At 47.4% G+C, this 26,885-nt stretch carries 26 protein-coding genes; 3 read left to right on the top strand and 23 right to left on the bottom strand.

Going from position 1 to position 26,885, the window contains the following annotated elements; translation table 11 throughout:
* Positions 1-104: 104 nt before the first annotated feature.
* From DWX00_RS02630 to DWX00_RS02620, 3 genes are read right to left on the bottom strand one after another with little or no spacing between them, the layout of a single operon-like run.
* On the bottom strand, positions 105-686 hold the full coding sequence (locus DWX00_RS02630; protein WP_118594623.1) for a hypothetical protein: 582 nt from the start codon (positions 684-686) through the stop codon (positions 105-107).
* Position 687: 1 nt separating this feature from the next.
* Positions 688-1,752, bottom strand: coding sequence for a cell division protein FtsK (locus tag DWX00_RS02625; protein ID WP_118594622.1), 1,065 nt, complete (start codon positions 1,750-1,752; stop codon positions 688-690).
* Positions 1,749-2,063, bottom strand: a complete 315-nt coding sequence (locus tag DWX00_RS02620; protein ID WP_118594621.1) for a hypothetical protein — start codon at positions 2,061-2,063, stop codon at positions 1,749-1,751. The genes DWX00_RS02625 and DWX00_RS02620 overlap by 4 nt, the downstream gene beginning before the upstream one ends.
* Before the next feature lie 239 nt (positions 2,064-2,302).
* Here DWX00_RS02620 and DWX00_RS02615 point away from each other — a divergent pair, with 239 nt between their 5' ends.
* Entirely contained in the window at positions 2,303-3,175 is an 873-nt protein-coding gene (locus DWX00_RS02615) for a hypothetical protein (protein WP_118594620.1), read from the top strand.
* Between the two features lie 255 nt (positions 3,176-3,430).
* Here the strand turns inward: DWX00_RS02615 and DWX00_RS02610 are convergent, their stop codons facing one another.
* Entirely contained in the window at positions 3,431-3,646 is a 216-nt protein-coding gene (locus tag DWX00_RS02610; protein WP_118594619.1) for a helix-turn-helix domain-containing protein, read from the bottom strand.
* Between the two features lie 114 nt (positions 3,647-3,760).
* On the opposite strand from DWX00_RS02610, the gene DWX00_RS02605 reads away from it, so the two are divergent.
* Positions 3,761-4,072, top strand: a complete 312-nt coding sequence (locus tag DWX00_RS02605) for a hypothetical protein (protein WP_118594618.1) — start codon at positions 3,761-3,763, stop codon at positions 4,070-4,072.
* Positions 4,073-4,471: 399 nt separating this feature from the next.
* On the opposite strand, the gene DWX00_RS02600 is transcribed toward DWX00_RS02605, so the two are convergent.
* The 12 genes from DWX00_RS02600 to DWX00_RS02545 all read right to left on the bottom strand — a co-directional run bounded on the left by DWX00_RS02600 (position 4,472) and on the right by DWX00_RS02545 (position 18,192).
* Positions 4,472-5,125, bottom strand: coding sequence for a thiamine diphosphokinase (locus DWX00_RS02600; RefSeq protein ID WP_147342458.1), 654 nt, complete (start codon positions 5,123-5,125; stop codon positions 4,472-4,474).
* A gap of 34 nt (positions 5,126-5,159) precedes the next feature.
* Positions 5,160-5,843 carry a ribulose-phosphate 3-epimerase gene (gene rpe / locus DWX00_RS02595; RefSeq protein WP_118594617.1) on the bottom strand — a complete coding sequence of 228 codons (684 nt, stop codon included), beginning with the start codon at positions 5,841-5,843 and terminating at the stop codon, positions 5,160-5,162.
* A 1-nt stretch (position 5,844) separates the two neighbouring features.
* A complete protein-coding gene (rsgA, locus tag DWX00_RS02590) occupies positions 5,845-6,729 on the bottom strand; it encodes a ribosome small subunit-dependent GTPase A (protein ID WP_055219788.1) in 885 nt (294 codons plus the stop codon).
* 2 nt (positions 6,730-6,731) lie between these two features.
* Positions 6,732-8,990 (bottom strand): Stk1 family PASTA domain-containing Ser/Thr kinase, encoded by a 2,259-nt coding sequence (gene pknB, locus DWX00_RS02585; RefSeq protein ID WP_118594616.1) that lies wholly within the window; start codon positions 8,988-8,990, stop codon positions 6,732-6,734.
* Complete coding sequence (locus DWX00_RS02580) at positions 8,984-9,727, bottom strand: Stp1/IreP family PP2C-type Ser/Thr phosphatase (protein WP_118594615.1); 744 nt, start codon at positions 9,725-9,727, stop codon at positions 8,984-8,986. The genes pknB and DWX00_RS02580 overlap by 7 nt, the downstream gene beginning before the upstream one ends.
* A 30-nt stretch (positions 9,728-9,757) precedes the next feature.
* On the bottom strand, positions 9,758-10,798 hold the full coding sequence (rlmN, locus tag DWX00_RS02575) for a 23S rRNA (adenine(2503)-C(2))-methyltransferase RlmN (RefSeq protein WP_055226967.1): 1,041 nt from the start codon (positions 10,796-10,798) through the stop codon (positions 9,758-9,760).
* A gap of 3 nt (positions 10,799-10,801) precedes the next feature.
* Positions 10,802-12,166, bottom strand: coding sequence for a 16S rRNA (cytosine(967)-C(5))-methyltransferase RsmB (gene rsmB, locus DWX00_RS02570; RefSeq protein ID WP_117801953.1), 1,365 nt, complete (start codon positions 12,164-12,166; stop codon positions 10,802-10,804).
* Positions 12,159-12,854 carry a zinc metallopeptidase gene (locus tag DWX00_RS02565; protein ID WP_118594614.1) on the bottom strand — a complete coding sequence of 232 codons (696 nt, stop codon included), beginning with the start codon at positions 12,852-12,854 and terminating at the stop codon, positions 12,159-12,161. Before DWX00_RS02565 ends, rsmB begins: the two co-directional genes overlap by 8 nt.
* Before the next feature lie 83 nt (positions 12,855-12,937).
* Entirely contained in the window at positions 12,938-13,909 is a 972-nt protein-coding gene (gene fmt, locus DWX00_RS02560) for a methionyl-tRNA formyltransferase (protein WP_118594613.1), read from the bottom strand.
* 27 nt (positions 13,910-13,936) lie between these two features.
* Positions 13,937-14,428: a peptide deformylase gene (def, locus tag DWX00_RS02555; RefSeq protein WP_055219778.1), complete on the bottom strand. Its 492-nt coding sequence runs from the start codon at positions 14,426-14,428 to the stop codon at positions 13,937-13,939.
* 63 nt (positions 14,429-14,491) lie between these two features.
* Complete coding sequence (gene priA / locus DWX00_RS02550) at positions 14,492-16,720, bottom strand: replication restart helicase PriA (protein WP_118594612.1); 2,229 nt, start codon at positions 16,718-16,720, stop codon at positions 14,492-14,494.
* Positions 16,717-18,192, bottom strand: coding sequence for a UDP-N-acetylmuramoyl-L-alanyl-D-glutamate--2,6-diaminopimelate ligase (locus DWX00_RS02545; protein WP_117760492.1), 1,476 nt, complete (start codon positions 18,190-18,192; stop codon positions 16,717-16,719). Before DWX00_RS02545 ends, priA begins: the two co-directional genes overlap by 4 nt.
* A 197-nt stretch (positions 18,193-18,389) precedes the next feature.
* Between DWX00_RS02545 and arcC the strand changes: the two genes are divergently transcribed.
* Entirely contained in the window at positions 18,390-19,319 is a 930-nt protein-coding gene (gene arcC / locus DWX00_RS02540) for a carbamate kinase (protein WP_022463144.1), read from the top strand.
* A gap of 76 nt (positions 19,320-19,395) precedes the next feature.
* On the opposite strand, the gene DWX00_RS02535 is transcribed toward arcC, so the two are convergent.
* The 7 genes from DWX00_RS02535 to DWX00_RS02505 form a co-directional block, all read right to left on the bottom strand.
* Entirely contained in the window at positions 19,396-20,793 is a 1,398-nt protein-coding gene (locus DWX00_RS02535) for a glycine--tRNA ligase (RefSeq protein ID WP_118594611.1), read from the bottom strand.
* Between the two features lie 27 nt (positions 20,794-20,820).
* Positions 20,821-21,513 (bottom strand): hypothetical protein, encoded by a 693-nt coding sequence (locus tag DWX00_RS02530; protein WP_022463142.1) that lies wholly within the window; start codon positions 21,511-21,513, stop codon positions 20,821-20,823.
* A 25-nt stretch (positions 21,514-21,538) separates the two neighbouring features.
* Positions 21,539-22,819, bottom strand: coding sequence for an adenylosuccinate synthase (locus tag DWX00_RS02525; protein ID WP_022463141.1), 1,281 nt, complete (start codon positions 22,817-22,819; stop codon positions 21,539-21,541).
* A 141-nt stretch (positions 22,820-22,960) separates the two neighbouring features.
* Complete coding sequence (gene purB, locus DWX00_RS02520; RefSeq protein ID WP_022463140.1) at positions 22,961-24,397, bottom strand: adenylosuccinate lyase; 1,437 nt, start codon at positions 24,395-24,397, stop codon at positions 22,961-22,963.
* A 167-nt stretch (positions 24,398-24,564) separates the two neighbouring features.
* Entirely contained in the window at positions 24,565-25,323 is a 759-nt protein-coding gene (locus DWX00_RS02515; protein WP_118594610.1) for an amino acid ABC transporter ATP-binding protein, read from the bottom strand.
* Between the two features lie 24 nt (positions 25,324-25,347).
* Positions 25,348-25,995 (bottom strand): amino acid ABC transporter permease, encoded by a 648-nt coding sequence (locus DWX00_RS02510; protein WP_055226988.1) that lies wholly within the window; start codon positions 25,993-25,995, stop codon positions 25,348-25,350.
* A gap of 6 nt (positions 25,996-26,001) precedes the next feature.
* On the bottom strand, positions 26,002-26,856 hold the full coding sequence (locus DWX00_RS02505; protein WP_118594609.1) for an amino acid ABC transporter substrate-binding protein: 855 nt from the start codon (positions 26,854-26,856) through the stop codon (positions 26,002-26,004).
* Positions 26,857-26,885: the final 29 nt, after the last annotated feature.

Raw genomic sequence — 26,885 nt, 5'->3', positions numbered from 1 at the left:
TATTCCACAGGGGGTCGTAGTATATCCCCCTGTGACTCTTATATTGATTAAACAGAGAAGCTTCTTTCCTCTGCCTTTGGCGAGGCAGAAGCCTCTCTGCCCAATCACCTTAACTTTGTTCCTTCGAGACTTTCCCACTGCTTATATCTTTCAAATTTCGAAAAGGAATAATCTGGAAATTGATTTGTTATTTCCTGACGTAGAATGTCTTTCATCTCATCAAATTTTTTACGAGATTGCACATCATTCCGTAATTTCACAAGATAAACAATCCTTCTCTTTCTCACATCTATAATAGACGTTTTAATTATCCTCGTCTTTCTATTGATTTTTTCTACACGGTTAGCATCATTAAAAAGAAATTTTCTTATTCGGTAAGTCATCCAAACTGAATATATCCAGTTCAGTAATGAGTCTTTTACTATTCTATCAATTAATTCAGGAATTACTAATATCAATACAATCACTAAAGATATTGCCATCATACAATCCACTACCTGAATCATCTGCTCAAACATCTCACTCATTATTTTTAAATACCATAACAAAGAAGTATTTGTTCCATTCAAAAAGTTTTTTTCTACAAACTTAAGTGGAAATCGAATTAAAATAAGCAATAATAGCCAAAATATCATTACTTCATTAGTTCGAAAAGTTTGTATAAAATATGATTTTCTCTCGTTCACCCTATTCTCCCTTCGTATAATATGTCGGTGTCAATAATGGAACAACCTGGAACGGATGTTCTGAATCAATCACCTGAATTAGCCCAGTTCCTTTTCCTTGAGGAATCACTATCCCTTTCAGATCTAAATCAGGAAACAGAAACTGAATCGTCTTGCTGTTGATATTTCCAACTTGTACTAGCACATTCATTTGCTCACGGCATGAAATTGGAATCGCATTAGCATCAAACCTCTGTGAACAGAGTACTAGATGAACTTTCGTATTTCTGCCTAAAAGACTAATCTGTATAAGCAAACTGTAAAAGGCTTCTTTGATCGATTTCGTCACTCCTTCACTAAGTGCTAGTAGTTCGTCAATAACAATTGTATAATGTCTTATAGTAGCACTATTATTATTATAAAGAATTTGTTGCCTTTTATAAATTAACTCAAGGCACTTACCCAACTCATTGTTTACAGCAGATACAAAATCACTTTTGCTTCGACTTCCATTAGGGACTATTACCTCAATGTCATTATCACGTCCCCATCTACTCGGCATATCTATTTTGGGGTCAACTATTAGCAAATCTGAAATATGTTTTAACATTGTTAGCAAATAGGTAAGAAAATAGCTCTTACCCCCACCGGATGTTCCTGCAATGAGTATCCCATTTGTCCTCTCATAACTTATATCAAGATTGTCCATTATTGGTATTCTGTCAGCTTCCAATTTAGATGCAAATTTTTCTACATCTTGAATTATTATTCTTTTAGCGATCCCCTGACTCCACGGAAAAAAGAGCGCACGTTTTATGTGAATATCATCTGTATCTAGCGGAACAAAATATATTCCGGTTTGCTTTACTAACGAATACTCCGGATATAATGCCGCATTACATATCAAATAAATTTTTTGATAAAGCTCATCATCTATGACATAGCTTGCCGGAAGGCGAGGGATAAAAAAGAATCCATCATTAACAACTTTCACCCCAAAACTGTTGGTATAGGATGTTTCACCATTGATCTGTAACGCCATATTAAGTGCTTGGAGTAAATATTTTTCAATCTCAGATCTTATCATCTTTTCTCCACCACACTTTCTGCACGAAAATATACCTTAGACCGAATCTCAATTGCCTCTAACTTTTCTAAAAAAACCTCTGAAAGAAATTTTGGAAGCTTTGGTTTTTCTGCAAATTTTACTGCAAAAGGATTTACCCCTTCTTGAGCAAAAAATAGTTTATAGCCTGCGATTTCTTCTGTACGCTTTCCATCAATCCATCTATATTGTATCTCTATTTCCGAAGACACATTGATTATCTGTTTTTCTTTAGATAAATATTTGTCGGCTATTCTTTCTTCATAATAATTTTCAATATTTTTTCTATTCATGTTTTCACCTATCTTTCTGATGCCGTCTTAGGTCGCATCCACCCTTGATGGTAATTCGAAATGCATTTCATACTTTTATTCTAAAGCATCTACATATCTATTAATGCACTATTGCGTCTCTTTTTCTTATATTTTCAACGAAACACTTTCTATTGATATTCCAAAACCCTTGACTTTTTGTTTCGTTTATATTAAACTTAAACCGAAACATTTTCAAACAAGAAAGAGAGGTCTATTTCATGAAAGAATTATGTCAAATAATAATTTATCACATCAATGACACAGAAGACTTTCAGGCTAAAATTACTGGCTTAGAAAAATGGGTGACCTTCAACCCACTATACATCTTACCTGATATTTATGCTAATAATGGTAAGTTCAATTTTTTTAATTATGATTTTTCCGATATTGTTTCGTTGGAAAACATTCTAAATTTCAGAAACGAACAGCGCGAACAATATCACGCTGTATTAAAGGGAATTGAGTTTTTAATGAATATAAGCAATTATGAACAGTCCGAAATAAAGCCTGAACACATCGAAATGCTACGTCCCTATTTTGATATTACTTTTAAATTCACTCCTATTGCTAAAGTAACTAATCCTTCATCGAATTCATTTCCACCTATTCACTATTACTCTTTTCCCATCGAAGAAGTGCTACAGAAAAAGTCCTCGTTGTATTACGACTATTTTTATCAATGCTATAGTCCTTCCGATATTTTGTTTTCTATATTGCATTTCCTCGCATTAAACAAATATAAATTCAAAACATGCGATCACTGCGGAAAATATTTCGCAACCACTAACTTAAAAAAACAATATTGTGACCGTTTTAGCGAATATCCAGGCTATGAAAAATATGATTGTTATAATGCTGTAAAGAGAATCCGACAAGATATTCAACGAAAACATGTCCGAATAAAAAATAATCTTAGCCAACATTATATGCCTCAAAGATTAGAAGACTTCGAAAAACAGTTTTTCGAATTAACAGCCGATTTAAAAAAGCTCTCTAATTATGCTAACATTAAAAAGTGCTTTGAATTTCTCGATACAGAGAAATGGTATAAAAAAGATTCTATAAGAACCATCGGATGGAAAGAAAAATAGCTCTATCAACATAATAAAAAACTCATAATAACACGAGAAGAGACTCTTTTTCGACATACATTCAATAAACAAGAGGACTTGTAAGGTATTACCTTTCAAGTCCTCTTTAATATCATAATATTCTTGGCTACATCCATTCCGTCAAGGACTGCCCTACGGCGTATCGGCTTCGCCTTGTTCCTTGACCTCATTACATTTTTTCTATTCCTTTACGCAACAAAAGTCTGCACGAGTTTTCTCCAATCCGCCAGACTTTCATTCTTTCACATATTCTATCAGCTCTTCTATTTCACAATCTAAATAGCTACACAGTTTACAGATCAGTTGCGCATCTAATCTCTGAAACTCATTTCTACAATAACGATTAAAATTCGACCTTGGTATGTCCAATTCTTTACAAATAGTATTTTTACTAATTCCTTTTTCTTTCAGCAGTTCCTCTATGTGAAGCTCCAGATGTCCATACTTCATTACCTCACCTCTACATAAAAGTATATTCAAATTTTTTTTATGTAGTAATTCACTATATAGTGAGGTATTATATAGTTACCCCTTATAATCAAACATAAATAGAGGTACCTTAAAATGAAAAAGAAATTATTATTCGCTACTATTGTTTTAATCACTCTTGCAAGTGTTCTCTACTACATTCGTTTACCCGATTATCTTATATTCAACAGTATGTCATTCAGTACTGGAACTACTCGTGATACAGAATTACAGATCGTTGTATATCATCAATATTGGGGTATTAATGGAGTGCTGCATAATATTGAAACGGAACACAACCAAATCAACGGAACTCCTACCACACTTAAAATTAATCTTTATCATTCTAAATGGTCTTTTCACCATGGGTATGAGCCTTTTTATACTACTACTATCAATTATAAGTAATAAAAGAAAAAGCAGGCAGTTTCATCATCAAACTGTCTGCTATAATTCAATTCCGTTTTGCTATATGGAGCTTCAATTTTTTATTAATCATATTATTCATCATCAAATCGAATGCCACAACAAGTGCCAATTTTGCAAAAGATACATATATTTACATTAAAATATATCTTAACCAAAAATGTATGAACTCCTTTATTTATCCCAATTCATAGACCTTTACGGCACTGTAAAGAAATGCATGAAATAGGTACTTCTATTACGATACCTAATTTCATAGTAATCTATATCTCCTTTGTTTTTATTTTTCGCTTCTTTTTCTGTTCGGGTTCTTTTTATGCACAAAAAGAGCCCAATGCAACTATAAATTATAGCACACGGGCTCTTTGATTTCAATGGATTTTAATCTCTTGACTGTACCATCAGAAGAATGCCGCCCTCGTACGATACATGCGCGGTCTCCTCGACGATCTCATTGCTCACGCACAGACCACCCGAAGTATTCGGCAGATAGTGATGGTCGAGCGGGTAGGCGAAGCCCTCCAGGGTGATGGATGCGACTTCCTTTTCCAGCGGGAAGAACGAAACGTACTTTCCGAACTGCTCTTCTTTCCGGATTTCAAACGAAGTTTCCACCGGAATCGTAATCAGATTGCGGCTGTCCACGATGTAAGCCGGAATTTTCTTCTCCCATGCCGTTTTCAGGTTCTGCACAATACTTAAGAAATGGTCGAGTCTTCCCCCTGTTGCTCCGAGGATCGTGATTTCACTGCTTCCCAGAACAATCGCCTGCTGAAATGCGATGTCCGTGTCCGTATTGTCCTTCATGGGATTAAATTCCCGGATCGGTGCGACATGGTTCTCCTTGTAATAATTTAAAATCTCCGGGGATAAACTGTCAAAATCTCCCAGAATATACGTCGGCATAATCTGGTAATGGTAGCAGAACTCCAGTCCCCGGTCTGCTGCCAGGATAATATCAAACTGCTGTTTCTGAAGATATGGGAAGGCAAAATCCGGTTCGATCATCCCTCCCGAAATAATACATGTTCTCACGTTTCCCTGCCTCTTTTTTCTGTCTTTTTGTATCTTATTCTGCCTTTTTGCTGTATGAAGAAATTTTTTCCTGCAGCTCGCGCACGTTCTGCTCGATGTTGCTGCCAAATACAGCAGAGCCTGCCACGATGATGTTGGCACCTGCCGCAAGGACTTCATCGATGGTCGCGCGGTTGATGCCGCCATCGACCTGAATGTGCACATGCTCCAGTCCCTTTTCATCCAGCATTCTGCGGAGCGTACGGATCCTCTCCGTCGACTCCGGGATATACTTCTGGCCGCCGAAGCCAGGATAAACGCTCATAATCAGAATCATTTCTACCTGATCCATCACGTCCGTAACCGCAGAAAGCGGCGTATCCGGATTTACGACAACTCCGGCATCTGCGCCTGTTTCATGAATCTTTTTCACGGTTTCTGCCAGATCGCGGCATGCCTCCGCGTGAACCGTGATCATATCCGCCCCGCATCTTTGAAATTCTTCTACGTACCGCTCCGGGTCCTTTACCATCATATGAACATCAAAATACAGACTGCTTTCTTTTCGGATCGACTTTACCACCGGCATTCCAAACGAAATGGATGGTACAAACATTCCATCCATAATATCGATATGAAGCCACCGGCACTCTGCTTTCTCTACCCTTTGGATCTGTTCTCCGAGACGGTTGAAGTCTGCGGATAAAATAGAAGGTGCCAACTGATATACTCGGCTCATGCTAGTATCTCCTCTTTTCCTGTTCTTTCAGTTCTTCATAGAACATGGTATAGTTTTCAAATCTTTCTTTGCTGATATTTCCCTGTTCCAGTGCCTCTTTGACGGCACAGCCCGGCTCTTTTCCGTGGATGCAGCCGAGGAAACGGCATTTTCCTTCGTACGGATGAAATTCCGGGAAAAAGTTTTTCAGCTCCTCTTTTTCCATATCGGTTGTATAAAGCGAGCTGAACCCCGGCGTATCGCACAGATACGTCTCATGGTCGATCGGGATCATCTGGGAATGGCGCGTCGTGTGTTTTCCTTTTTTCAGCTTTTTGCTGATCTCTCCGGTCTCCATCTGAATTTCTTTCTGCATCCGGTTTGTGATCGAAGATTTTCCGACGCCGGACGGACCGGCTACCACCGTTGTTTTCCCTTTCAGGTATGCTTCCACTTCCTGCATGCCCTGCTCTTTCGCTGCACTCACCGTAAAGACACGGTAACCGCAGTTCTCATAGACGCTTCGCAGATGGTCTGTGTAATCTTCCCCCGCAAGATCTCTTTTATTGAAACAGATTGCCGTCGGAACGTTCTGCTGTTCCATCATCACAAGAAAACGGTCCAGAAGCGTCAGGTTCGGGGTCGGATTTTCCAGCGCAAAAATCACAAGCGCCTGATCGATATTGGCCACTGCCGGACGGATCAGTTCATTTTTTCGCGGCAGAATCCGGGTCATATTTCCTGTTTTTTCCGCTTCATCCAGAATCTCGATTTCCACAAGATCTCCGACGAGCGGTTTCTGGCCTTCCTTTCGGAAAATTCCTTTTGCTTTGCACTCATAAATGCCGGATTCTTCTACGTCTACGTAGTAGAATCCGGCAATTCCTTTCATAATCTTTCCTGTCATACTCACCCTTCACTCAACGGAACCGATGGGTACTGTGCAATTGCCTGATAACTTCCGCTCGAATCCATCTCATAGAAGACGATTCTTCCGGTAGAAGAAGCAGACGATGAAGCACTCCAGTTGGTGTTGACAGAATACGGCCAGCTCGTAATGGCCTGTCCATCCATGATGGTGATGGAGGTCTCGTTTCCGTTTCCATCATCCTGGATCAGCTCAATTTTTGCAATACCACCCTGATACTGATCCGGCGCACTTAAGGTCTGGCTGCAGGACCAGGTAACATCCGTAGCGGTATTTGCGCCCGGCTCGGCCGGTGTCGGGGTCGGTGTATTCTCATCCGGCGTTGTTGGCTGTGCACTTGGGCTGTTGACATAAATCGTAACGTCAGAACCTTTCTTTACTTTGGTTCCGATTGCCGGGTCAACCTCCATGACTTCGCCCTCGGCCACCTTGCTGCTGGTTCCTGTTTTCACAATAATATTGAAATCGCTCAGGATTGATTTTGCTGTCTCCTCATCCAGGCCGATTACATCACGGATTGCAATTTCTTCCGCGTCCTTGGATCCCTTGCTGATCACCAGCGTAACGGTAGATTCCGGCGCAACCTGACTTCCCTCTGACGGGTCAACGGAAATAACCAAGCCTTCTGCAACGGTATCGCTGAAATCCTCTGTTGTGGAAACCTGCAGTCCCAGCTGAGTCAGTGCAGCACTTGCAGCGTCTTTCTGTGTTCCAACAATGCCGGTCGGAATGGTTACGGTTTCTTTTCCGGAGCTTACATAATACGTAATCGTTGCATTTTTATCGACTTTCGTTCCCGGTTTCAGATCCTGGCGGCAGATCTTTCCTGCCTCAATGACATCCGATGCCTCGGTTCCGCCGTTGACTACACCAAGGTTCAGGCTGTTTGCCAGATCGACGGCATCTGCCTCGGTTTTGTTGGTCAGATCCGGAACGGTTACTTTTTCGTCTTTGCTTTCGGAAGAAGTAACGGAGGTGCTGCTTGCGGAGGATGCACTGGAAGCATCCGCGGTCGGTCCTTTGCCTCCGACAATACCGGCTGCCTGTGCGATAAAGTAGATCAGCATACAGATGATGATCGCTGCAATCGCAAAACCACCGATGGTGATGATTTTCTCGAGTTTGTTTCCGGCTTTCTCATCGTCGTCTTCATCGTCGTAGTAGGAGTCCTCCTCGTCATCCTCGTAGGAATCGCGGTCATCCTCTTCGTCTTCGTCGTCCTCATCCTCGTCTTCGTAGCTGTACTTCTCGTCGTCGTCCTCATCTTCAATCTTGTTATAACGCTTGCGGGACGTTTCCTCCGTGTTCTGCGCATTCGCTTTTGCTGCTGCGCCGGAACGGATCTGGCTTAACTCTTCTGCGGATACCATAACGGTTTCCGCGTGGGAGCTTAACGGTGTTACCTTTACAAAATTTCCCTGCGGTTCCATCAGGGAATGCTTCAGATCGTCGATCAGTTCCGCCATATTGTTGTAACGGCGGTCCGGACTCTTCTGCGTACATTTCAGAATAATCTGTTCTAATGCAAACGGAAGGTTCGGCGTGTATTTGGAAGGTGATTCAATCTCCTCCTGCAGATGCTTGATCGCAATCGCAACCGTGGTGTCTCCATCGAATGGCACACGGCCTGTTACCATCTCATACATTGTGATTCCGAGAGAATAGATATCACTCTTGTAATCGGAATATCCGCCACGCACCTGCTCCGGAGAGCTGTAATGTACGCTTCCCATAACATTGGAGCTGATGGTGTTGGAAGAAGTCGCCTTTGCAATACCAAAATCAGAAAGTTTTACCTTTCCGTCTGTGGAAATGATGATATTCTGTGGTTTGACATCGCGATGTACAATATTACGGTTGTGCGCCGCCTCAAGACCAAGGGAAACCTGAATGGCGATGCTGGTTGCCTCTTTTACGCTCAGTTTTCCTTTGCGGTCAATGTAATCCTTCAGAGTAATTCCCTCGACAAGCTCCATGACGATATAGTAAACGCCGCGGTCCTCCCCGACATCGTACACGTTTACAATATTGGGATGGGACAGCCCTGCCGCTGCCTGCGCCTCTGTACGGAATTTGCGGATAAATGTTTTATCCTCCCGAAATTCCGGCTTTAATACCTTGACAGCAACCATACGGTTCAGCTTGTGATCCTTTGCCTTGTAGACATCAGCCATACCGCCGGATCCGATCCGGCTTATGATCTCATATCGTTCTCCTAAAATAACGCCCTCTTTTAACATTCTTTCACCTCGTTTGTAAATGGTTCAACGACAATGACTGCGATATTGTCTCTGCCGCCATTTGCATTTGCTTGATCAATTAAACGTTTTGCCTTGTCCTCACCGTCTTCGCGGCAGATGATTTCGAAGATTTCCTCATCTGTTACCATATTGGAAAGGCCATCCGAGCACATCACCAGTTGATTTCCTTCTTCAAGCTGAATATCAAAGAAATCAATCTTTACGGTATCCTGTGTGCCTACTGCCCTGGTAATAATGTTTTTGTCCGGGTGATTTCGCGCCTGCTCGGGAGTAAGTTCTCCGAGGCGCACCATCTCTGCGATTAGTGAATGATCCTGCGTCACCTGATCAAAGATGCCATCCGCTGCCAGATACAGCCTGCTGTCTCCTACGTTTGCAACGTAGGCATAGCTGCCGACCACGGTAGCCACTACCATCGTCGTACCCATGCCTTCCATGGATACATCTCGTTTTGCCTGCTCAAAAATCTGGCTGTTTGCTGCTTCAATTCCATGCCGAATGATCCGTACCGGATTAAAATTCGTATCTCTTTTTACAGATTCCACCAGTACAGAAACACCATAACGCGAGGCAAAATCACCCGCATTATGGCCTCCCATGCCGTCTGCAACGACAAAGAGGTTCGGAAGGTTTCCGACCGGAGAGGCGGAGGCAAACACAAAATCCTGGTTCATCGTCCGTTTCTGTCCGATATCGGTTGCAGAAAATACCTTCATGCTTTTTTCTCCTGTATTGACAGCCGCTTTTTACGGCTGTTCGTTTGATTTATCGATAAAACTTTTTCTTAACTGTCCACAGGCTCCGTCAATATCGGCGCCCATTTCCCTTCTAATAGTAACATTAATTCCGTATTTTTCAAGTTTATTTTTGAAATTCTCTACGACTTTTTTCGTTGATTTCACGTAATCGCGCTCTTTGATCGGGTTGACCGGGATCAGATTTACATGACAGTTGATATCCGAAATCCGCGCGGAAAGCTCTTTTGCATCGGCTTCGCTGTCATTTTTCCCGCCAACGAGAGAGTACTCAAATGTAATCCGACGGCCTGTTTTTGCAAAGTAATTGCGGCATGCATCGAGAATTTCATCAATGGAATATTTATTGGCAATCGGCATCAGCTCGCGGCGCTTTTCATCGTTCGGCGCATGAAGGGAAAGTGCCAGGGTGATCTGGAGTCCCTCATCTGCCAATTTGTACATATTCGGCACGATTCCGCAGGTGGAAACGGTGATGTTTCTCTGGCTGATGTTGAGTCCTTCCTGGCTCGAAAGCAGCCGCACGAAGCGCACCAGATTGTCGTAGTTGTCCATCGGCTCACCCGTTCCCATGACAACCAGATTGGAGACCCGCTCCCCGGTGTCCTCCCAAATCCGGTAAATCTGGTCGAGCATCTCCGACGGAGTCAGGCACCGCACGAGTCCGCCGATTGTGGACGCGCAGAAGCGGCAGCCCATCCGGCAGCCGACCTGGGATGAGATGCAGACGGAATTTCCGTGGTGGTACTTCATCCAGACGCTCTCGATCACGTTGCCGTCGCTAAGGCGGAACAGGTATTTTCTCGTTCCGTCGATTTTGGACTCCTGCACCTGCACTTTTTCGAGACAGGTAAGCGGATACTGTTCCTTTAATTTTTCCCGGAAGGCAAGCGAGAGATTCGTCATCTCATCGTAGCTGCCCGCCAGACGATGATGCATCCAGTCGTATAACTGTTTGGCACGGAACGGCTTTTCTCCCATCTGCTGGCAGGCGTCCTTTAATTCGTCTAAGGTCATTGATTTAATATCCATCTGTTACGCCCGTCCTTCCTCTGTTTTCCGGAATTTTGCAAGGAAAAATCCGTCTGTCTTGTGTACCCCCGGGATCAGCTGCAGCTGTCCTTTGGCCGTTTCTCCGCTTTTCAGCTCATCCGGCAGCAGTTCATCCAGACTGACTGCTTCAAACGGGAACTGTTCCAGAAACCATGCGGCATTCTCGCTGTTTTCTTTTCTGTTGACGGTACATGTGCTGTACAGCAGTGTGCCGCCCGGCTTTACGTACGATGCGGCATTTGCAAGGATTGCCCGCTGAATCCGTACCAGCTCCTCTTCTTTTTCTTTTGAAGCGTAATATTTGATATCCGGCTTTCTGCCGATGACGCCGTATCCGGTGCACGGCAGGTCCGCAATCACAACGTCCGCTTTTCCGATCCATTCCGCATCGAGCTGTTCCGCATCTTTTACCTTCGGCACGACGCAGGAAACACCTGCTCTCTGCACATTTTCCCGGATCAGATCGACCTTGTATTCAGTGAGATCACGCGCTTCCACGCATCCCTGATTTCTCATTTTATCTGCTGCATGGAGGCTCTTTCCGCCCGGTGCCGCGCAGAGATCCAGCACCTGGTCACCCGGCTTTGGATCCGCCAGATGCGCCGCCATCATGGAGCTCACATCCTGAATCTGGAACCGGCCTTCCTGGAAGGCATTCAGTGATGCGATCGTCTCAAAGTTTTTCAGATAGAACGCCTCGCCAAGATACGGCGCTTTTTCCAGCTCTGCCCCCTGGCTTTCCAGACTTTTCTTCGTCTCCTCGATCGTATTGTTCCAGCGGTTGATACGGATCGTCACCTGTTTTTCTTTCAGGAAATCCGCCATCATCGTTTCTGCCGTTTCTTTTCCGTACTGGGATACGAACTCCTCAACCAGAAATTCCGGCATGGAATATTTCACGGAAAGATACTGCGTAGTATTGTTCTCCTTCGGCATCGGCAGATGATCTTTTTCCCGCACGATCGTGCGCAGAACGCCGTTGACAAAGCCCTTTAAGTTGTAAAAATGCTTCTTTTCCGCCAGTTTCACCGCCTCATTGACGACTGCCGAATCCGGTACTGCGTCAAGAAAACGGATCTGGTACACCGACATCCGTAAGATCGCACGAATCACCGGCTTGCATTTGTTGATCTTGATTTTGGAATACTGATTGATGATGTAGTCATTCTGGATACCGTATTCCACGGTTCCCTCGCAGACCCGCTTGATAAACGCACGGTCCTGCCGCGGCAGGAACTGGTATTTATCGAGGGCGTCCCTTACAGCAAGATGGCAGGGCGTTTTCTCCCTGTCCATCTCAAGCAGAATGTTCATAATCAGCTCTCTTGTATTGATTGTATCAGTCATCGTTTCTCCTAAATGCTCCGGATAAAACCAGCAGCCGGAGCAGCTGCAGCAAGGAACCGATTACGGCTGCCACATAGGTCATCGCCGCTGCCCAGAGTACTTTTTTGACTCCGTCGTGTTCCGTCTCTGTAATCATACCATCCGCACCGAGCATCTTTAAGGCTCTTCTCGATGCATCAAATTCGACCGGAAGCGTTACTACCTGGAAGGCCAGCGCCAGCACAAAAAGCCAGATTCCGGCCTTTACCAGCATCGGAAGGCTGAAAATCAGTCCGATCAGAAATAACGGCCAGAACAGCTGGGATCCAAGATTGGCCACCGGTACAATGGCACTTCGCACCTTCAGCGGCACATAATCTGTATTGTGCTGTACGGCATGTCCGCACTCATGCGCTGCAACGCCGATCGCTGCAATCGATGCGGAATCGTAAACAGCATCCGAAAGATTTACCGTCTTTGTCCGCGGATCGTAGTGATCCGTCAGTTTTCCGGATACGTGACGGACGGTTACATCGTAGATGCCTGCCTGACGCAGAATCCGCATCGCCGCATCGCGTCCTGTCATGCCGCTGTAGGAACGGACCGTCTGATATTTACTGAATATCGTATTCATGCGGGCGGATGCCGCCATAGAAATCAGTGCTGCAAGAATTACCAGCAGATACGTACTGTCATAAAAAAGTCCCATATCATTTTCTCCTTTTTTTCAGGCACAGCGGCAGCAATACCTCTGTGCAGTTCCCCGCCTCAGCTTCAGATTTCTTTGTGCCTTTATTCTCCAAGTTTTGTACCCGGCTCGATCGTATATCCACGCAGGAAATCTGCTGTCTTCATCCGTTTTTTTCCTTCGAGCTGCAGCTCTTCAATCACCAGAATACCGTCTCCGGTCTTTACATGGATTCCGGTCTCATCTGCCACCCAGACTTTTCCGGCGCTTTTTGTCGGATTCTGTCCCGGGATTTTTGAGAACAGATCACCGCCAAGCATGGCAATGACCTTCGCATTCCATATTTTGAGATTTTTTCCGTTTACCTTCGTAAACGCGCTCGGCCACGGACTCATCGCACGGATCTGGCGCTCAATCTCGATGGCGCTCTTCGTCCAGTCGATCCTTCCATCCTCTTTTTTAATCATTCGTGCATACGCTGTCGTGCTCTCCTTTGGCTGCTTTTCCGGTGTGATTTCGCCTTTTTCAATTTTAGGAAGCGTCTCCACCAGCAGCTTGGCACCGGCTGCCGAAAGTTTGTCAAAAAGACTGCCGCCGGTCTCATCTGACGCAAGCGGAATCTCCACTTTCGAAAGCATTTCACCGGTATCAATGCCTTCATCCATTTTCATAATCGTAACACCGCTTACCGGATCACCGTTCATCACCGCCCACTGGATCGGTGCTGCACCACGGTAGGCCGGAAGCAGGGATGCATGTACGTTGATGCATCCATACTTCGGCATTTCAAGAATCTCTTTTGTAATAATCTGGCCAAAGGCAACGACAACGATCACATCCGGCTCCATTTTCCGGATTTCCTCGATCGCCTCTGCATCCCGCACGCGGCGCGGCTGATAGACCGGAAGGCCGTGTTTTTCGGCTGCCTCTTTCACCGGTGTCGGCATCATCTGTTTTCCACGGCCCTTCGGTTTGTCCGGCTGGGTCACAACGCCTGTGATCTCATAACCGGCCTCCACGAGTGCCTCAAGTGTTCCCACGGAGAAATCCGGGGTTCCCATAAATACCACTTTCATCTGAAGTCATCTCCTTTATTTTAAGACTTACTCTTCGTCCTCGTACTCCTCATACTCATCGTACGTGTTGTCCCAGAGTTCGCCTTCTACTTTTTCTGTATACATATGTCCGTCGAGGTGATCACACTCGTGGCAGATGCAGCGGGCAAGAAGTTCGGTTCCCTCCAGTTCAAACGGCTGCATGTCACGATCCAGTGCTCTTACCTTTACGTAGTTCGGACGGGTTACCGTACCGGATTTTCCCGGAAGGCTTAAGCATCCCTCTGCTCCGGTCTGACTTCCGGAAGTCTCCAGGATTTCCGGATTGATCAGAAGATGTGGGGTTCCATCCACATCCATGACTACGATTCTCTTTAAGATGCCGACCTGCGGTGCGGCAAGGCCGACACCGTTTGCCTCATACATGGTGTCAAACATGTCGTCGATCAGCTCGCTGATTCTTGGTGTCATCTTCTCCACCGGTCTGCATTTTTTCGTTAATACGCGGTCGCCTACGACTCTGATTTCTCTGATTGCCATAATTCTTTTCCTTTCTTTTGCTCTTCTATTATAAATAATCTATGTGTAAATAGTATGAAAAAACTAATACTTTCTGCTGAAGTCAAACTGTAAATAAACGGTACGAAAGCCTTTGTTAATCTCGATATACCGCTCCAGTTTTTCCCGCAGCCCTGCCAGCACCTCTTCCTGCGGCGCGCGTACATACACGGCCATGCGGTACAGGTCATTGATTTTCGACACTGCCTCACTTGCCGGGCCGATGATCTGGACTTCGCGGTTTCCCCGGATGCGGATGAGATATCTGCGAATGTATTCCATCGCCTGCGTCAGATGCGCTTCATCCTCCCCGGCTCCGTGGATCGCCAGAAGCTCCGCCGCCGGGGGATATCCCATCAGACGGCGGTAGTCCATTTCTTTCTCGTAAAATGCCCCGTAATCCTGCTCTGCCGCCGTCTGAATGCTGTAATGTTCGGGATGGTACGTCTGAATGACTGCCATTCCCGGCTTTTCGCCTCTTCCGGCGCGGCCGACTGCCTGCGTCAGCAGCTGGAACGTACGCTCCCCGGCACGGTAATCGACTGCATTCAGGGAGAGATCCGCCGCCAGCGCTCCCACCAGCGTGACATTCGGGAAATCGTGGCCTTTTACGATCATCTGAGTTCCAATCAGGATATCGGCCTCCCCCGCCGCAAATGAGGACAGGATTTCTTCATAACTGTTTTTCGTTTTTGTCGTGTCGCCGTCCATCCTAAGAACGCGTGCCTTTGGAAACAGCTTTTTCACGTTCTGCTCGATCTGCTGTGTGCCGGCACAGAAGCCGCCGATGTACGGGGAACCGCACGACGGGCACGCATGTACCTGCGGTGTTTCATAACCGCAGTAATGGCAGACGAGCTTTCCGTTATTGTGTGCTGTCAGTGATACATCGCAGTGCGGGCATTTCATCACATGGCCGCATGCACGGCATGAGACGAAGCCCGCATAGCCTCTGCGGTTCAGAAACAGTACAACCTGTTCCTTTTTTTCAAGCCGTTTTTCGATCTCTTCCCGCAGTTTTCCGGACAGAATCGAACGGTTTCCCATCTGTAATTCTTCCCGCATATCCGCGATCCATACGGACGGAAGTGCTACATTTCCGTACCGCGCATCCATCCGGAACAGCGCGTACGCTCCCGTCTCGCAGGCGTAAGAAGCATCCACCGACGGCGTTGCCGAACCCATCACCACATGGGCATGCTCCAGCCCGGCACGGCGCACGGCGGTCTCCCTTGCATGGTAGCGCGGCGTCACTTCACTTTTATAGGAGGTTTCATGCTCCTCATCGATTACGATCAGCCCCAGATCCGGAAACGGTGCAAAGAGTGCGGAACGCGGACCGATCATAATACTGACCTCCCCGCGCCGCGCGCGCTCCATCTGGTCGGCGCGCTCGGACGGTGTCATCCGCGAGTTGACCACCGTGACCCTTGTTCCAAACCGTGCGCAGAACCGCTCCACGTTCTGATACGTCAGCGCAATCTCCGGGATCAGCACGATCACCTGTTTTCCTTCTGAGAGCACTTGCTCCATCAGCTCCATATAGACGAGCGTTTTGCCGCTTCCCGTCACACCGCGGATCAGGCAGGGGCGGTTCTGCCCTTCCCATTCCTTTCGAATGCCGTCCACCACGGCCTGCTGCTGTTCGTTTGGTTTTCCCGCAGTTGTTCTTCCTGCCGCATCAGATACCGGATTTCTCCAGGTGCTCGTACGGCGGATTTCCAACACGCCCTGCTCTTCCATCACGTGCAGCGTATCTGCCGTGATTTTCAGTTTCTTGCTCACAACCGGCCCTGGAAGAACCGGCTGGGCCAGCAGCGCGTTTAAGAGACGGATTCTCGCTTTATAATTTTTCTTTCTGTAGTTTTCCAGCAGCTCCTCACATCTCGCAGGATCTGCAAGAAGCGCAATTTCGCGGGTTTCTTTCCCGCGCGCCTTTACTTTGACCGGAAGCACCGTCTTTAACGCCTGGATCATCGTCGATCCGTACGTATGACGCATCCACGCGGCGAGCGCGATGAGCTTCGTCTCTACAGTCGCCGCATCCTTTTGTACCGCGAGGATGGCCTTCATCCGGTCCTGCGGATATTTCGGCTCGTTTCCGACGGAAAGCACATAGCCGGTGATCGTGCGGTTTCCGTTTCCAAACGGAATCTGTACCGCCGTTCCCGGACTGATCTCCCCTGTCAGTTCCGGCGGAACCTTGTACTGAAAGGTCCGGTCCAGTTTTTCATTTGTGATGTCTACGATTACATCAGCGTAAACGCTGCTCATACATTCCCCTTACTTTCTTCCAGTATTTCCCGGATCAGCACGCGCTCATCCATCTCGTACCGTTTCCCCTTCCGGATCTGATACGTTTCGTGGCCTTTTCCCGCGAGCACCACGAGATCGCCCGGCTGCCGGTTTTCGATCACATACCGGATCGCCTCCTTACGGTCCGCAATCTCAACGAAAGCGCCTTCTGTTTTCCCGATTCCCGTCCGGATATCGTCCAGAATCGCCTGTGGTTCCTCATCCCGCGGATTGTCCGAGGTGATGACGGTCAGATCCGCCAGACGCCCCGACACCTCTCCCATCTGGAATCTCCGGTCCCGCGCGCGGTTTCCGCCGCAGCCGAAGAGACAGATCAGGCGCTTCGGATGGTATTTCCGCAGTGTCTTTAACAGGCTTTCGAGGCTCATCGCATTGTGTGCGTAGTCAATGAGAAGCGTCATTTCCGGATACACCGGAACTGCCTCACACCGCCCACGGACGCGGACTGCGGAAAGTGCCTCCTGCATCGCCTTTTCCGGGATTCCCATCTGCGCGCAGACCGCAATGGCGGCAAGCGAGTTGGAAACGGAAAACAGACCCGGCAGATCTACCCGTACCGGAAAATCCGCTGCGCCCTGCACCCGGTATGAGACACCGAGCACGCCGGGCGCCTGATCGAGTGCTGCATCTGCTGCCATAAAATCAGCTTTTTCCCTGCATCCGAATGTCACCAGACGACAGGTGCTCTGCCTTATGATCTCCGGAAACCTTTTGTCATCCCGGTTTACAATTCCGGTTCTGCAGGTGCGAAGCAGCTTCTTTTTGCAGGACAGATATTCTGCAAACGATGCATGCTCCCCGGCGCCGATGTGGTCGTTTCCAATGTTGGTGAACACACCGTAATCAAACGTAATTCCATCACACCGGTGCTGTTTTTCCGCCTGCGAGGAAACCTCCATCACAACATGGGTGCAGCCCTCCCGCATCATTTCAGAAAACAGCTTCTGCAGCACAACAGGCTCCGGCGTTGTATTTTCTGACGGAATGCTTTTTTCCCCGATCCTCGTCTCGATCGTTCCGATGAGTCCTGCGCGGATCCCTGCTTTTCGCAGGATTTCGTAAATCATATATGCAGTCGTCGTCTTTCCCTTCGTGCCGGTCACTCCGATTGTCACAAGGTGCTGCGCCGGATCATCCTCCCAGGCACAGGAAAGCTGTGCGAGTGCTTCTCTGCTGTCCTTTACTACGAGTACGGTTACCTTTTCCGGAATCCCTTCCAGTTCCCGCTCCGCAACCAGGACAGCAGCGCCCCTCTCGACTGCTTCTTCTGCATATACGTGCCCGTCCATCCTGTTTCCGCGGATGCAGACAAACACGTTCTGCGGCTGTACTTTTCTGCTGTCGCATGTGATTCCTGTAACTTCCGCATCCAGACTGCCCTGCTGGAGCTGATATGCGATCCGTTTTTGTAACGTGCGCATGTTTTTCATGCCGGGACCTCCCTTTCACGTTTCAAATCCCTACGACTCAGATACTTTTATAGAATACCATAGTCCGAAAAACATTTCAATGTGCGCAATGTCGGTTTCTTCTTGATTTTTGCCTCCATAAACTTTATAATAGTTCTATATTGATGCCTGGTTTTTTCGTATCAAAATCTATGAACTGCAAAGAGAGGTATCTTCCAATGAAAAGAAAAAAAATAGTTGTTGCACTGGGACACAAAGCTCTTGGAACGACGCTGCCGGAACAGAAAGCAGCCGTAAAACGTTCCGCAAAAGTAATCGCAGATCTCGTTGCTGCCGGTGCTGATGTTGTCATCACCCACAGCAATGCGCCGCAGGTCGGCATGATCCACATGGCGATGAATGAATTCGGCAAAATGCACACCGACTACAGCGCAGCCCCGATGTCTGTCTGCTCCGCTATGAGCGAAGGCTACATCGGCTACGACCTGCAGAACGCCATCCGTGCTGAGCTTCTCCGCAGAGGAATCTTCAAAACCACATCCACGATTCTTACACAGGTTGAAGTAGATCCGTACGACGATGCCTTCAACAATCCGGTCAAACTGATCGGCCGTACGCTTACCAAAGAGGAGGCTGACGCAGAGGAAGAAAAAGGAAACTACGTAACGAAAACCGAGGACGGCTACCGCCGAATCGTTGCTGCTCCGAAGCCGCAGGATATCGTAGAGATCGACTCCATCCGTCTTCTTCTCGATGCCGGACAGGTTGTCATCGCAGCAGGCGGCGGCGGAATCCCGGTTCTCCCGCAGAATGAAGAGTTAAAGGGTGCATCCGCAGTCATCGAAAAAGACCTCACCAGCGGCCTGATGGCAGAAATGCTGAACGCAGACATGCTGATGATCCTGACCAGCGTGGAAAACGTTTCCATCAACTACGGTACCCCGGACGAAAAACCGCTGGAGCACATCACCGTTGCTGACGCGAAGAAATACATCGCAGAAGGCCAGTTCGGAGAAAACTCCATGCTGCCGAAGATGGAAGCAGCTGTTTCTTTCCTCGAGAAAGGCATCGGCCGTACCGCAGTCATCACTTCCATTGATTCCGCACTCGCCGGATTCCAGGGAAAAACAGGTACGATTATTGAGTAATACAAAGTATACAAAAAAGGATTCCCGCGAGTGGGAATCCTTTTTTTCTACTCTTTTTCCGGACTAAAAAGCCAGATTAGAAAGTAAATTTATCTGCAAAGTAAGCATCGAGATCCTCAATTTTAATTCTCTCCTGCTCCATGGTGTCACGGTCACGGACGGTAACAGCACCATCGGTCTCGGAATCGAAGTCGTAGGTGATGCAGTACGGAGTACCGATCTCATCCTGACGGCGATACCGTTTTCCGATATTTCCACGGTCATCAAACTCGCAGTTGTATTTCTTGGACAGCTCTGCAAAGACTTTCTCAGCGCCCTCGTTCAGCTTCTTGGAAAGCGGAAGCACACCGATTTTTACCGGTGCCAGTGCCGGATGGAAATGCATCACAGTACGAACATCATTCTTCTCTGCGTCGAGAACTTCCTCGTCATAAGCGCTGCACAGGAATGCCAGAACGACACGGTCAGCACCAAGAGACGGCTCGATAACATACGGGATGTATTTCTCGTTCTTCTCCGGATCGAAATAGGTCATATCCTGTCCGGATACATTCTGATGCTGGGTCAGGTCGTAATCGGTACGGTCTGCGATTCCCCACAGCTCGCCCCATCCGAACGGGAACAGGAACTCGATATCGGTTGTTCCCTTGCTGTAGAAGCACAGCTCTTCCGGAGAATGGTCTCTTGCACGCATCTCTTCGTCTTTCATGCCGAGGCTCTTCAGCCAGTTGATGCAGAAGCCTCTCCAGTACTGGAACCAGTCAAGGTCGGTGCCAGGCTCGCAGAAGAACTCCAGCTCCATCTGCTCGAACTCACGGGTACGGAAGGTGAAGTTACCCGGTGTAATCTCGTTACGGAAAGATTTACCGATCTGACCGATTCCGAACGGAATTTTCTTTCTGGAAGTACGCTGTACGTTTTTGAAGTTTACGAAGATACCCTGTGCAGTCTCCGGACGAAGATATACGGTGTTCTTCGCATCCTCTGTAACACCCTGGAAGGTTTTGAACATCAGGTTGAACTGACGGATATCGGTAAAGTTATGTTTTCCGCAGGACGGACACGAAATCTGATGCTCCTCGATGAAGTTCTTCATCTCTTCCTGGGACCATGCGTCTACACTGCCGCCTTCGATTTCAATGCCTTTTTCCTCGCAGAAGTCTTCGATCAGCTTGTCTGCACGGAAACGCTCGTGGCACTCTTTACAGTCCATCAGAGGATCGGAAAATCCGCCGAGATGACCGGAAGCTACCCATGTCTGCGGGTTCATCAGGATCGCGCAGTCAACACCTACGTTGTGCGGGCTCTCCATCACGAATTTCTGCCACCATGCTTTTTTCACGTTGTTTTTCAGCTCAACACCGAGCGGGCCGTAATCCCAGGTATTTGCCAGGCCGCCGTAGATTTCGGAACCCGGATATACAAAACCTCTGGATTTTGCTACTGCCACAATTTTGTCCATTGTCTTTTCCATAGTTAGTTACTCCTCTATTTTATTTGTTTACTTACCATAAACAACAATAACAGGACTGGCAAGAAGAACGTCCTGCTCATATTCCTGCTCTGTTTCTTCTGTCTTAGTCTGCTCTGATGATGACGCAGAAGCACTCTCTGTGGACTTTGTGGTCCACTCGCCGGCCGTATCCACCGTGTTTTTTCCTTTGATCACGGCTGTACCGGAAACGCAGAGCACCGGATCTTCCGTTACGATTTCCAGCGGCTCCTCGCAGACAATCACGCGTACATGCTTAACGCCTTTGACCGCATCTTCGACTGAAACCTCATTGCCTTTAGAATCGACAAAGGAAGCGGAAAAATCATATCCCGCTTCTTCTGCCTCATCCAGCGTGCCTGCGAAAAATTCTGCTCCGTGATAATCCGCGTAGGACTGGTAATCTCCGTATTCCATCCGGATCTCCACCTTGTCCTCTTTGATCTGGCATTTTTCCAGCTTCACGGAATCCGCATCGCCGCGCTCCTCTGTGAATTTTTTGATGTCATCCTCCACAAAGACCTTCAGTTCGTCTTCCGTGTAATCATCGTCTTTGCTGTAATCTTCCACAATGGCTTCTGTCACAACACCATTTTTGCTCACATAGACAGATGTCGTTGTCACATCTTTTAACTTCTCACAGCCCGACAGCAGCACGGAAGCCGCTGTCAGAACTGCGAGAAGCTGTCCTGCTTTTTTCATAAAAATCCTCTAAAAACCGCCTGAATTATTTATTGCGGTAAATGATATCGTCTCTTCCCGGTCCGTTGGAGATCATGGTGATCGGGAATCCGATTTCTTTCTCTACAAACTCGATGTAGTTTCTGCAGTTCTCCGGCAGATCCTCGTATTTCTTGATGCCGCGGATATCGCATTTCCATCCCGGAAGGGTTTTCAGAACCGGTTTTGCTTTCTCAAGAATGCTGGTGTTCGGGAAATCGTGGATTTCTTTTCCGTCTACTTCGTATGCTACACAAACCGGAATCTCGTCCAGATATCCGAGAACGTCAAGTACGGTAAATGCTACATCGGTTGTGCCCTGCATTCTGCAGCCGTAGCGGGAAGCAACACAGTCGAGCCATCCCATACGTCTCGGACGTCCTGTCGTTGCACCGAACTCTCCGCCGTCTCCGCCGCGTCTTCTGAGCTCATCTGCCTCATCGCCGAAGATCTCGGAAACGAAAGCACCTGCTCCTACTGCACTGGAGTAAGCTTTGCATACGGTTACGATTTTCTTGATTTCATATGGCGGAACACCTGCTCCTACTGCGCCGTAGCCGGCCAGTGTGGAAGAAGAAGTTACCATCGGGTAAATTCCGTGATCCGGGTCTTTTAAGGAACCAAGCTGACCCTCAAGCAGGATCTCCTTGCCTTCCTGAATCGCGTTCCACAGGAATGCGGAAGTATCGCATACGTATGGCTCAACCATTTTTTTGTATTCCATCAGCTCTGCATAGATCTCATCCGGATTTAACTGCGGTTTGTGATACAGATGCTCGAGCAGAATGTTCTTGGTCTCGCATACGGATTTCAGTTTCTCTTTCAGGTGCTCATCGTCGAACAGCTCGTTTACCTGAAAACCGATTTTTGCATATTTATCTGAGTAGAACGGAGCGATACCGGATTTGGTGGAACCAAAGGATTTTCCGCCCAGACGCTCTTCCTCATACTGATCGAACAGGATGTGGTACGGCATTACCATCTGTGCACGGTCGGAAATTTTGATCTTCGGTGCCGGCACTCCCTTCGAAACGATCTCATTTAACTCTTTGATCAGAACCGGAATGTTGAGTGCAACACCGTTTCCGATTACGCTTGTTGTGTGGCTGTAAAATACGCCGGATGGAAGGGTATGAAGTGCAAACTTTCCATAGTTGTTTACAATGGTATGGCCTGCATTCGCACCACCCTGGAAACGGACAATAATGTCTGCCTCTTTTGCGAGCATATCGGTAATCTTACCTTTTCCCTCGTCTCCCCAGTTTGCTCCTACTACTGCCTTAATCATGTGACATCCTCCTAATTCAACGTATACTTGCGGCCTCTTTGTTTCGGCCGTTCATGCATAGTATACCATGTTTTCTTCATAAGTAAAACTTATTATTACTTATAAAATTTGTTTTTTTATTATTTCTGTTTATCAAACGCATCAGACGTTAATTTCTGCAGTCATGCCAAGTGCCTCTTTGTTTGCCTCAAGCACCGGATTAACTACGTTCTTCAGGAATGCGTCAACCTGTACGGATGCGCGGCCTGTGTATTTGGACGGATCCATCGTCTTTTCCAGCTCTTCTTTGGTCAGATGGAACATCTCATCCGCTGCGATCAGATCCAGAAGATCATTGTCGCGGCCTTCCTCTTTGACATGTTTTCCGGCGATCATGGACAGCTCGCGGATTCTCTCATGCAGCTCCTGACGGTCGCCGCCTGCTTTTACCGCATCCATCATGATATTCTCAGTTGCCATAAACGGAAGCTCTGCCATCATGTGTTTTAAGATAACCTTTGGATAAACCACAAGTCCGTCTACGACGTTCATGCACAGATCCAGGATACCGTCGATGGCAAGGAAGCCTTCCGGAATGGAAAGTCTCTTGTTTGCAGAGTCATCGAGGGTTCTCTCAAACCACTGTACAGAAGAGGTGATGGCCGGATTTAATGCATCGGTGATCACATAACGGGACAGGGATGCGATACGCTCGCTTCTCATCGGATTTCTCTTGTATGCCATGGCGGAAGATCCGATCTGTCCTTTCTCGAACGGCTCCTCAACTTCTTTTAAGTGCTGCAGAAGACGGATGTCGTTGGAGAATTTTGTTGCGCTTGCCGCAATGCCTGCCAGAACGTTTAATACTCTCGTATCGACTTTTCTGGAATACGTCTGTCCGGAAACAGGATAGCAGTTCTTGAAGCCCATTTTCTCAGCGATCATCGGATCGATCTTGTCGATGGTCTCCTGATCTCCGTCGAACAGCTCTAAAAAGCTTGCCTGTGTGCCTGTTGTTCCTTTGGAGCCGAGCAGCTTTAAGGTGCTCTGTACGTACTCGAGATCTTCAAGATCCATTAAGAACTCCTGCATCCACAGGGTTGCACGTTTTCCGACGGTGGTCGGCTGTGCCGGCTGGAAGTGGGTGAAGGCAAGGGTCGGCTGGTCTTTGTAGGTATCCGCAAATTTTGCCAGCTCAGCGATAACGTTCACCAGTTTTTTCTTCACCAGCTTTAAGGCTTCGTTCATGACAATGATATCGGTATTGTCGCCTACGTAGCAGCTGGTTGCTCCCAGATGGATGATTCCTTTTGCTTTCGGACACTGTACGCCGTAGGCATACACATGGGACATTACGTCATGACGGCAGACTTTCTCTCTTTCTTTTGCCACATCGTAGTTGATGTTCTCGGCATTTGCTTTCAGTTCTTCGATCTGCTCATCTGTAATAGAAAGTCCCAGTTCTTTTTCTGTCTCAGCCAGCGCAATCCATAACTTTCTCCAGGTACGGAATTTCATATCCGGGGAGAAGATGTACTGCATCTCCTTGCTTGCATAACGTTCGGAAAGAGGGCTTACATATCTGTCAGTTCCGCTCATAGACACGATTCTCCTTTTCTTGTCAAAATGTGTATTCGGTTTCTCTTTTATCCCCGCTCTTTTTCATCCCCAAAAACAGAATGAGACGTATAAAGAGCGTGTTTGAAATACGTTTCAACCACGCTCTAGTATAACGCATGTTGTTTTTTTAGGCAAGTGCAACGTCGTTACTTCTCACGAAATTTTCCCAAAAAGCCCTGCATTCTGGCATTTTCGGAATCGAAGACTTCGTCCGGTGTTCCCTCCACGGCGATCACACCCTGGTCCATAAAGATGACGCGGTCGGAAATTTCCCGGGCAAAATTCATCTCGTGGGTAACGATCACCATCGTCATGTTCATCTCCGCAAGAGATTTGATGACCTTTAAAACTTCGCCTGTCAGCTCCGGATCGAGTGCCGATGTCGGCTCATCGAAAAAGAGCACCTTCGGTTTCAGCATCAGCGCGCGCGCAATCGCAACTCTCTGACACTGGCCGCCGGAAAGCTGACACGGATACGCCTTTTCCTTTCCGGTCAGACCCATTTTTCCAAGCAGCTCTTCCGCCTGTGCTTCCACCTCCGCGCGGTTTCGCTTCTGTACATGGATCGGCGCATCGCAGAGATTTTTCATAACATTATAATGAGGAAACAGATGGAAACTCTGGAATACCATTCCAAAATTCTCCTGTATTTTCCGTAGTACGGCAGGCTTCGCATAGACGGATTTTCCGTTTTCCATTGTAACTGCCTGCTTGCCAAGGTACGCCAGATCACCGCCGTCCATCGTTTCAAGCATTGCCGCGCACCGCAGCAGTGTCGATTTTCCCGATCCCGACGGGCCGATAATCGAGAGCACCTCGCCCTCTTCTACTTTGAGGGAAATATCTTTTAACACTTCGAGATCCCCAAAGCTCTTTTTTACATGGTTCATTTCCAGATAAATCATATCGTTTTCCGCTCTCTTCTATAGTTAATGATAATAAGAAAATTTCTTTTCCAAAAGTTCCATCACCCACGCCACGACAAAATTGAAGATGTAGTAGAAAATACCGGCGGCGACGAACGGAACCATCGTGGTCTTGGCCGCCGCGATCTGTTTTGCGATCGTGAACATTTCCACATAGGAAATGGAAAAGGCCAGCGACGTATCCTTGACCAGCGTAATCACCTCATTGGTGATCGCCGGCAGAATCCGTTTCACAACCTGCGGCAGAATAATTCGGACAAACGTCTGTCCCTTCGAATAACCAAGAAGCTTTGCTGCCTCGTACTGTCCACGATCCATCGAAACGATGCCGGAGCGGTAGATTTCTGCAAAATAGGCGCCGTAGTTTAAGGCAAATCCGGTGATAATCGCCGGAAAGCGCCATTTTCCGATGTTCATACCGAACAGATAGAACGGTCCGAAGTAAACCACCATGAGCTGCAGCATCAGAGGCGTGCCGCGCATCAGGGAGATATAGAGCCGGAAAATTCCGCTCACAATCCGGTTTTTCGACATACGCCCGAAGGCGATCAGCAGACCGAGCGGCAGGGAAAATACGAGCGTCAGGACAAATATCGAGATCGTTCCCGCCATTCCGGTACTAAGCTGTGATAGAATTATGGACAACTTCATGCTGCTTTACTCTCCTTTTTTCTCCAGACACACCATGTCTGCGATTCCGTATTTTTCTGCGAGCTTGTCGAATGTTCCGTCGGCCAGAACCTGCTGCAGGCCTTCGTTTACTTTATCGCAGAGCTCGGTATTTCCTTTTTTGAATCCGATCGCATATTTCTCAGAGTTCAGGTACTCGTCGAGGATTTTGTATCCTTCTCCGCGGCTTTCCAGCTGATATTTGGCAACGCCGATATCCATGGCAACCGCATCGATGGAACCTGCCTGAAGCTCTACAAACGCATTGTTGTAATCCGGGAACTGCTGCAGAGCGGCGAAAGTATCGGCGAGTTCTTTCTGACCGCCTTCTTCCTCACTCTGTAAAAGATCGAGTGCTGCGGATGCTGCCTGCACACCAACCGTCTTTCCTGCCAGATCGGACAGGCTGTTGATGCCGGAATTCTCACATACGACCATCACCTGGCTGTTGTCCACGTACGGATCGGACCAGGTGTAATCGTCCTCTCTGCCGTTCATGGTAAAGCCGTTCCAGATGCAGTCAATCGCACCAGAATTCAGCTCGGTATCTTTCGCATCCCAGTTGATCGGGGTTTTTACCAGCTTCCAGCCGTAAATCTCGCAGACTGCCTCGGCGAGCTCCAGGTCAAATCCGGTGTAATCGCCGGTCTCATCGTCCATGTAGCCGTACGGCGGGTATTCTGCATCGAAGCCTACGGTAAAGGTTGTCGTTCCGTCTGTGGAAGAGGATGCTGCTCCTGCTGATGAGGCGGATGTTTTTGCTGTGTCTGCAAAGCCGCAGCCAGCCAGCAGGGCAGATACACAAAAGGCTGCTGTCAAAATGCTAACCATTTTCTTTTTCATAATAATCTTCTCCTTTTCTACGTGATCAT

Source organism: Blautia sp. AF17-9LB, assembly GCF_003479185.1.
Classification (GTDB): domain Bacteria; phylum Bacillota; class Clostridia; order Lachnospirales; family Lachnospiraceae; genus Fusicatenibacter; species Fusicatenibacter saccharivorans.
The sequence above is the reverse complement of the archived record's forward strand: the minus strand, read 5'-3'. Positions and strand labels throughout refer to the sequence as shown.

Bases quoted from the DNA above. Each gene is read 5' to 3' on its own strand.
- pknB (WP_118594616.1), bottom strand. From the start codon at position 8,990: ATGTTAAAAGAGGGCGTTATTTTAGGAGAACGATATGAGATCATAAGC.
- DWX00_RS02515 (WP_118594610.1), bottom strand. From the start codon at position 25,323: ATGATTTATCTGGAAATGAACCATGTAAAAAAGAGCTTTGGGGATCTC.
- DWX00_RS02530 (WP_022463142.1), bottom strand. From the start codon at position 21,513: ATGAAAAAAGCAGGACAGCTTCTCGCAGTTCTGACAGCGGCTTCCGTG.
- arcC (WP_022463144.1), top strand. From the start codon at position 18,390: ATGAAAAGAAAAAAAATAGTTGTTGCACTGGGACACAAAGCTCTTGGA.
- def (WP_055219778.1), bottom strand. From the start codon at position 14,428: ATGGCAATCAGAGAAATCAGAGTCGTAGGCGACCGCGTATTAACGAAA.
- purB (WP_022463140.1), bottom strand. From the start codon at position 24,397: ATGAGCGGAACTGACAGATATGTAAGCCCTCTTTCCGAACGTTATGCA.
- DWX00_RS02625 (WP_118594622.1), bottom strand. From the start codon at position 1,752: ATGATAAGATCTGAGATTGAAAAATATTTACTCCAAGCACTTAATATG.
- DWX00_RS02505 (WP_118594609.1), bottom strand. From the start codon at position 26,856: ATGAAAAAGAAAATGGTTAGCATTTTGACAGCAGCCTTTTGTGTATCT.
- DWX00_RS02610 (WP_118594619.1), bottom strand. From the start codon at position 3,646: ATGAAGTATGGACATCTGGAGCTTCACATAGAGGAACTGCTGAAAGAA.
- rsgA (WP_055219788.1), bottom strand. From the start codon at position 6,729: ATGACAGGAAAGATTATGAAAGGAATTGCCGGATTCTACTACGTAGAC.
- rpe (WP_118594617.1), bottom strand. From the start codon at position 5,843: ATGAGCCGAGTATATCAGTTGGCACCTTCTATTTTATCCGCAGACTTC.
- priA (WP_118594612.1), bottom strand. From the start codon at position 16,720: ATGAGCAGCGTTTACGCTGATGTAATCGTAGACATCACAAATGAAAAA.
- DWX00_RS02605 (WP_118594618.1), top strand. From the start codon at position 3,761: ATGAAAAAGAAATTATTATTCGCTACTATTGTTTTAATCACTCTTGCA.
- DWX00_RS02615 (WP_118594620.1), top strand. From the start codon at position 2,303: ATGAAAGAATTATGTCAAATAATAATTTATCACATCAATGACACAGAA.
- DWX00_RS02510 (WP_055226988.1), bottom strand. From the start codon at position 25,995: ATGAAGTTGTCCATAATTCTATCACAGCTTAGTACCGGAATGGCGGGA.
- DWX00_RS02525 (WP_022463141.1), bottom strand. From the start codon at position 22,819: ATGATTAAGGCAGTAGTAGGAGCAAACTGGGGAGACGAGGGAAAAGGT.
- DWX00_RS02580 (WP_118594615.1), bottom strand. From the start codon at position 9,727: ATGAAGGTATTTTCTGCAACCGATATCGGACAGAAACGGACGATGAAC.
- DWX00_RS02620 (WP_118594621.1), bottom strand. From the start codon at position 2,063: ATGAATAGAAAAAATATTGAAAATTATTATGAAGAAAGAATAGCCGAC.
- DWX00_RS02565 (WP_118594614.1), bottom strand. From the start codon at position 12,854: ATGGGACTTTTTTATGACAGTACGTATCTGCTGGTAATTCTTGCAGCA.
- fmt (WP_118594613.1), bottom strand. From the start codon at position 13,909: ATGAAAGTGGTATTTATGGGAACCCCGGATTTCTCCGTGGGAACACTT.
- DWX00_RS02535 (WP_118594611.1), bottom strand. From the start codon at position 20,793: ATGGAAAAGACAATGGACAAAATTGTGGCAGTAGCAAAATCCAGAGGT.
- rsmB (WP_117801953.1), bottom strand. From the start codon at position 12,166: ATGACTGATACAATCAATACAAGAGAGCTGATTATGAACATTCTGCTT.
- DWX00_RS02545 (WP_117760492.1), bottom strand. From the start codon at position 18,192: ATGAAAAACATGCGCACGTTACAAAAACGGATCGCATATCAGCTCCAG.
- rlmN (WP_055226967.1), bottom strand. From the start codon at position 10,798: ATGGATATTAAATCAATGACCTTAGACGAATTAAAGGACGCCTGCCAG.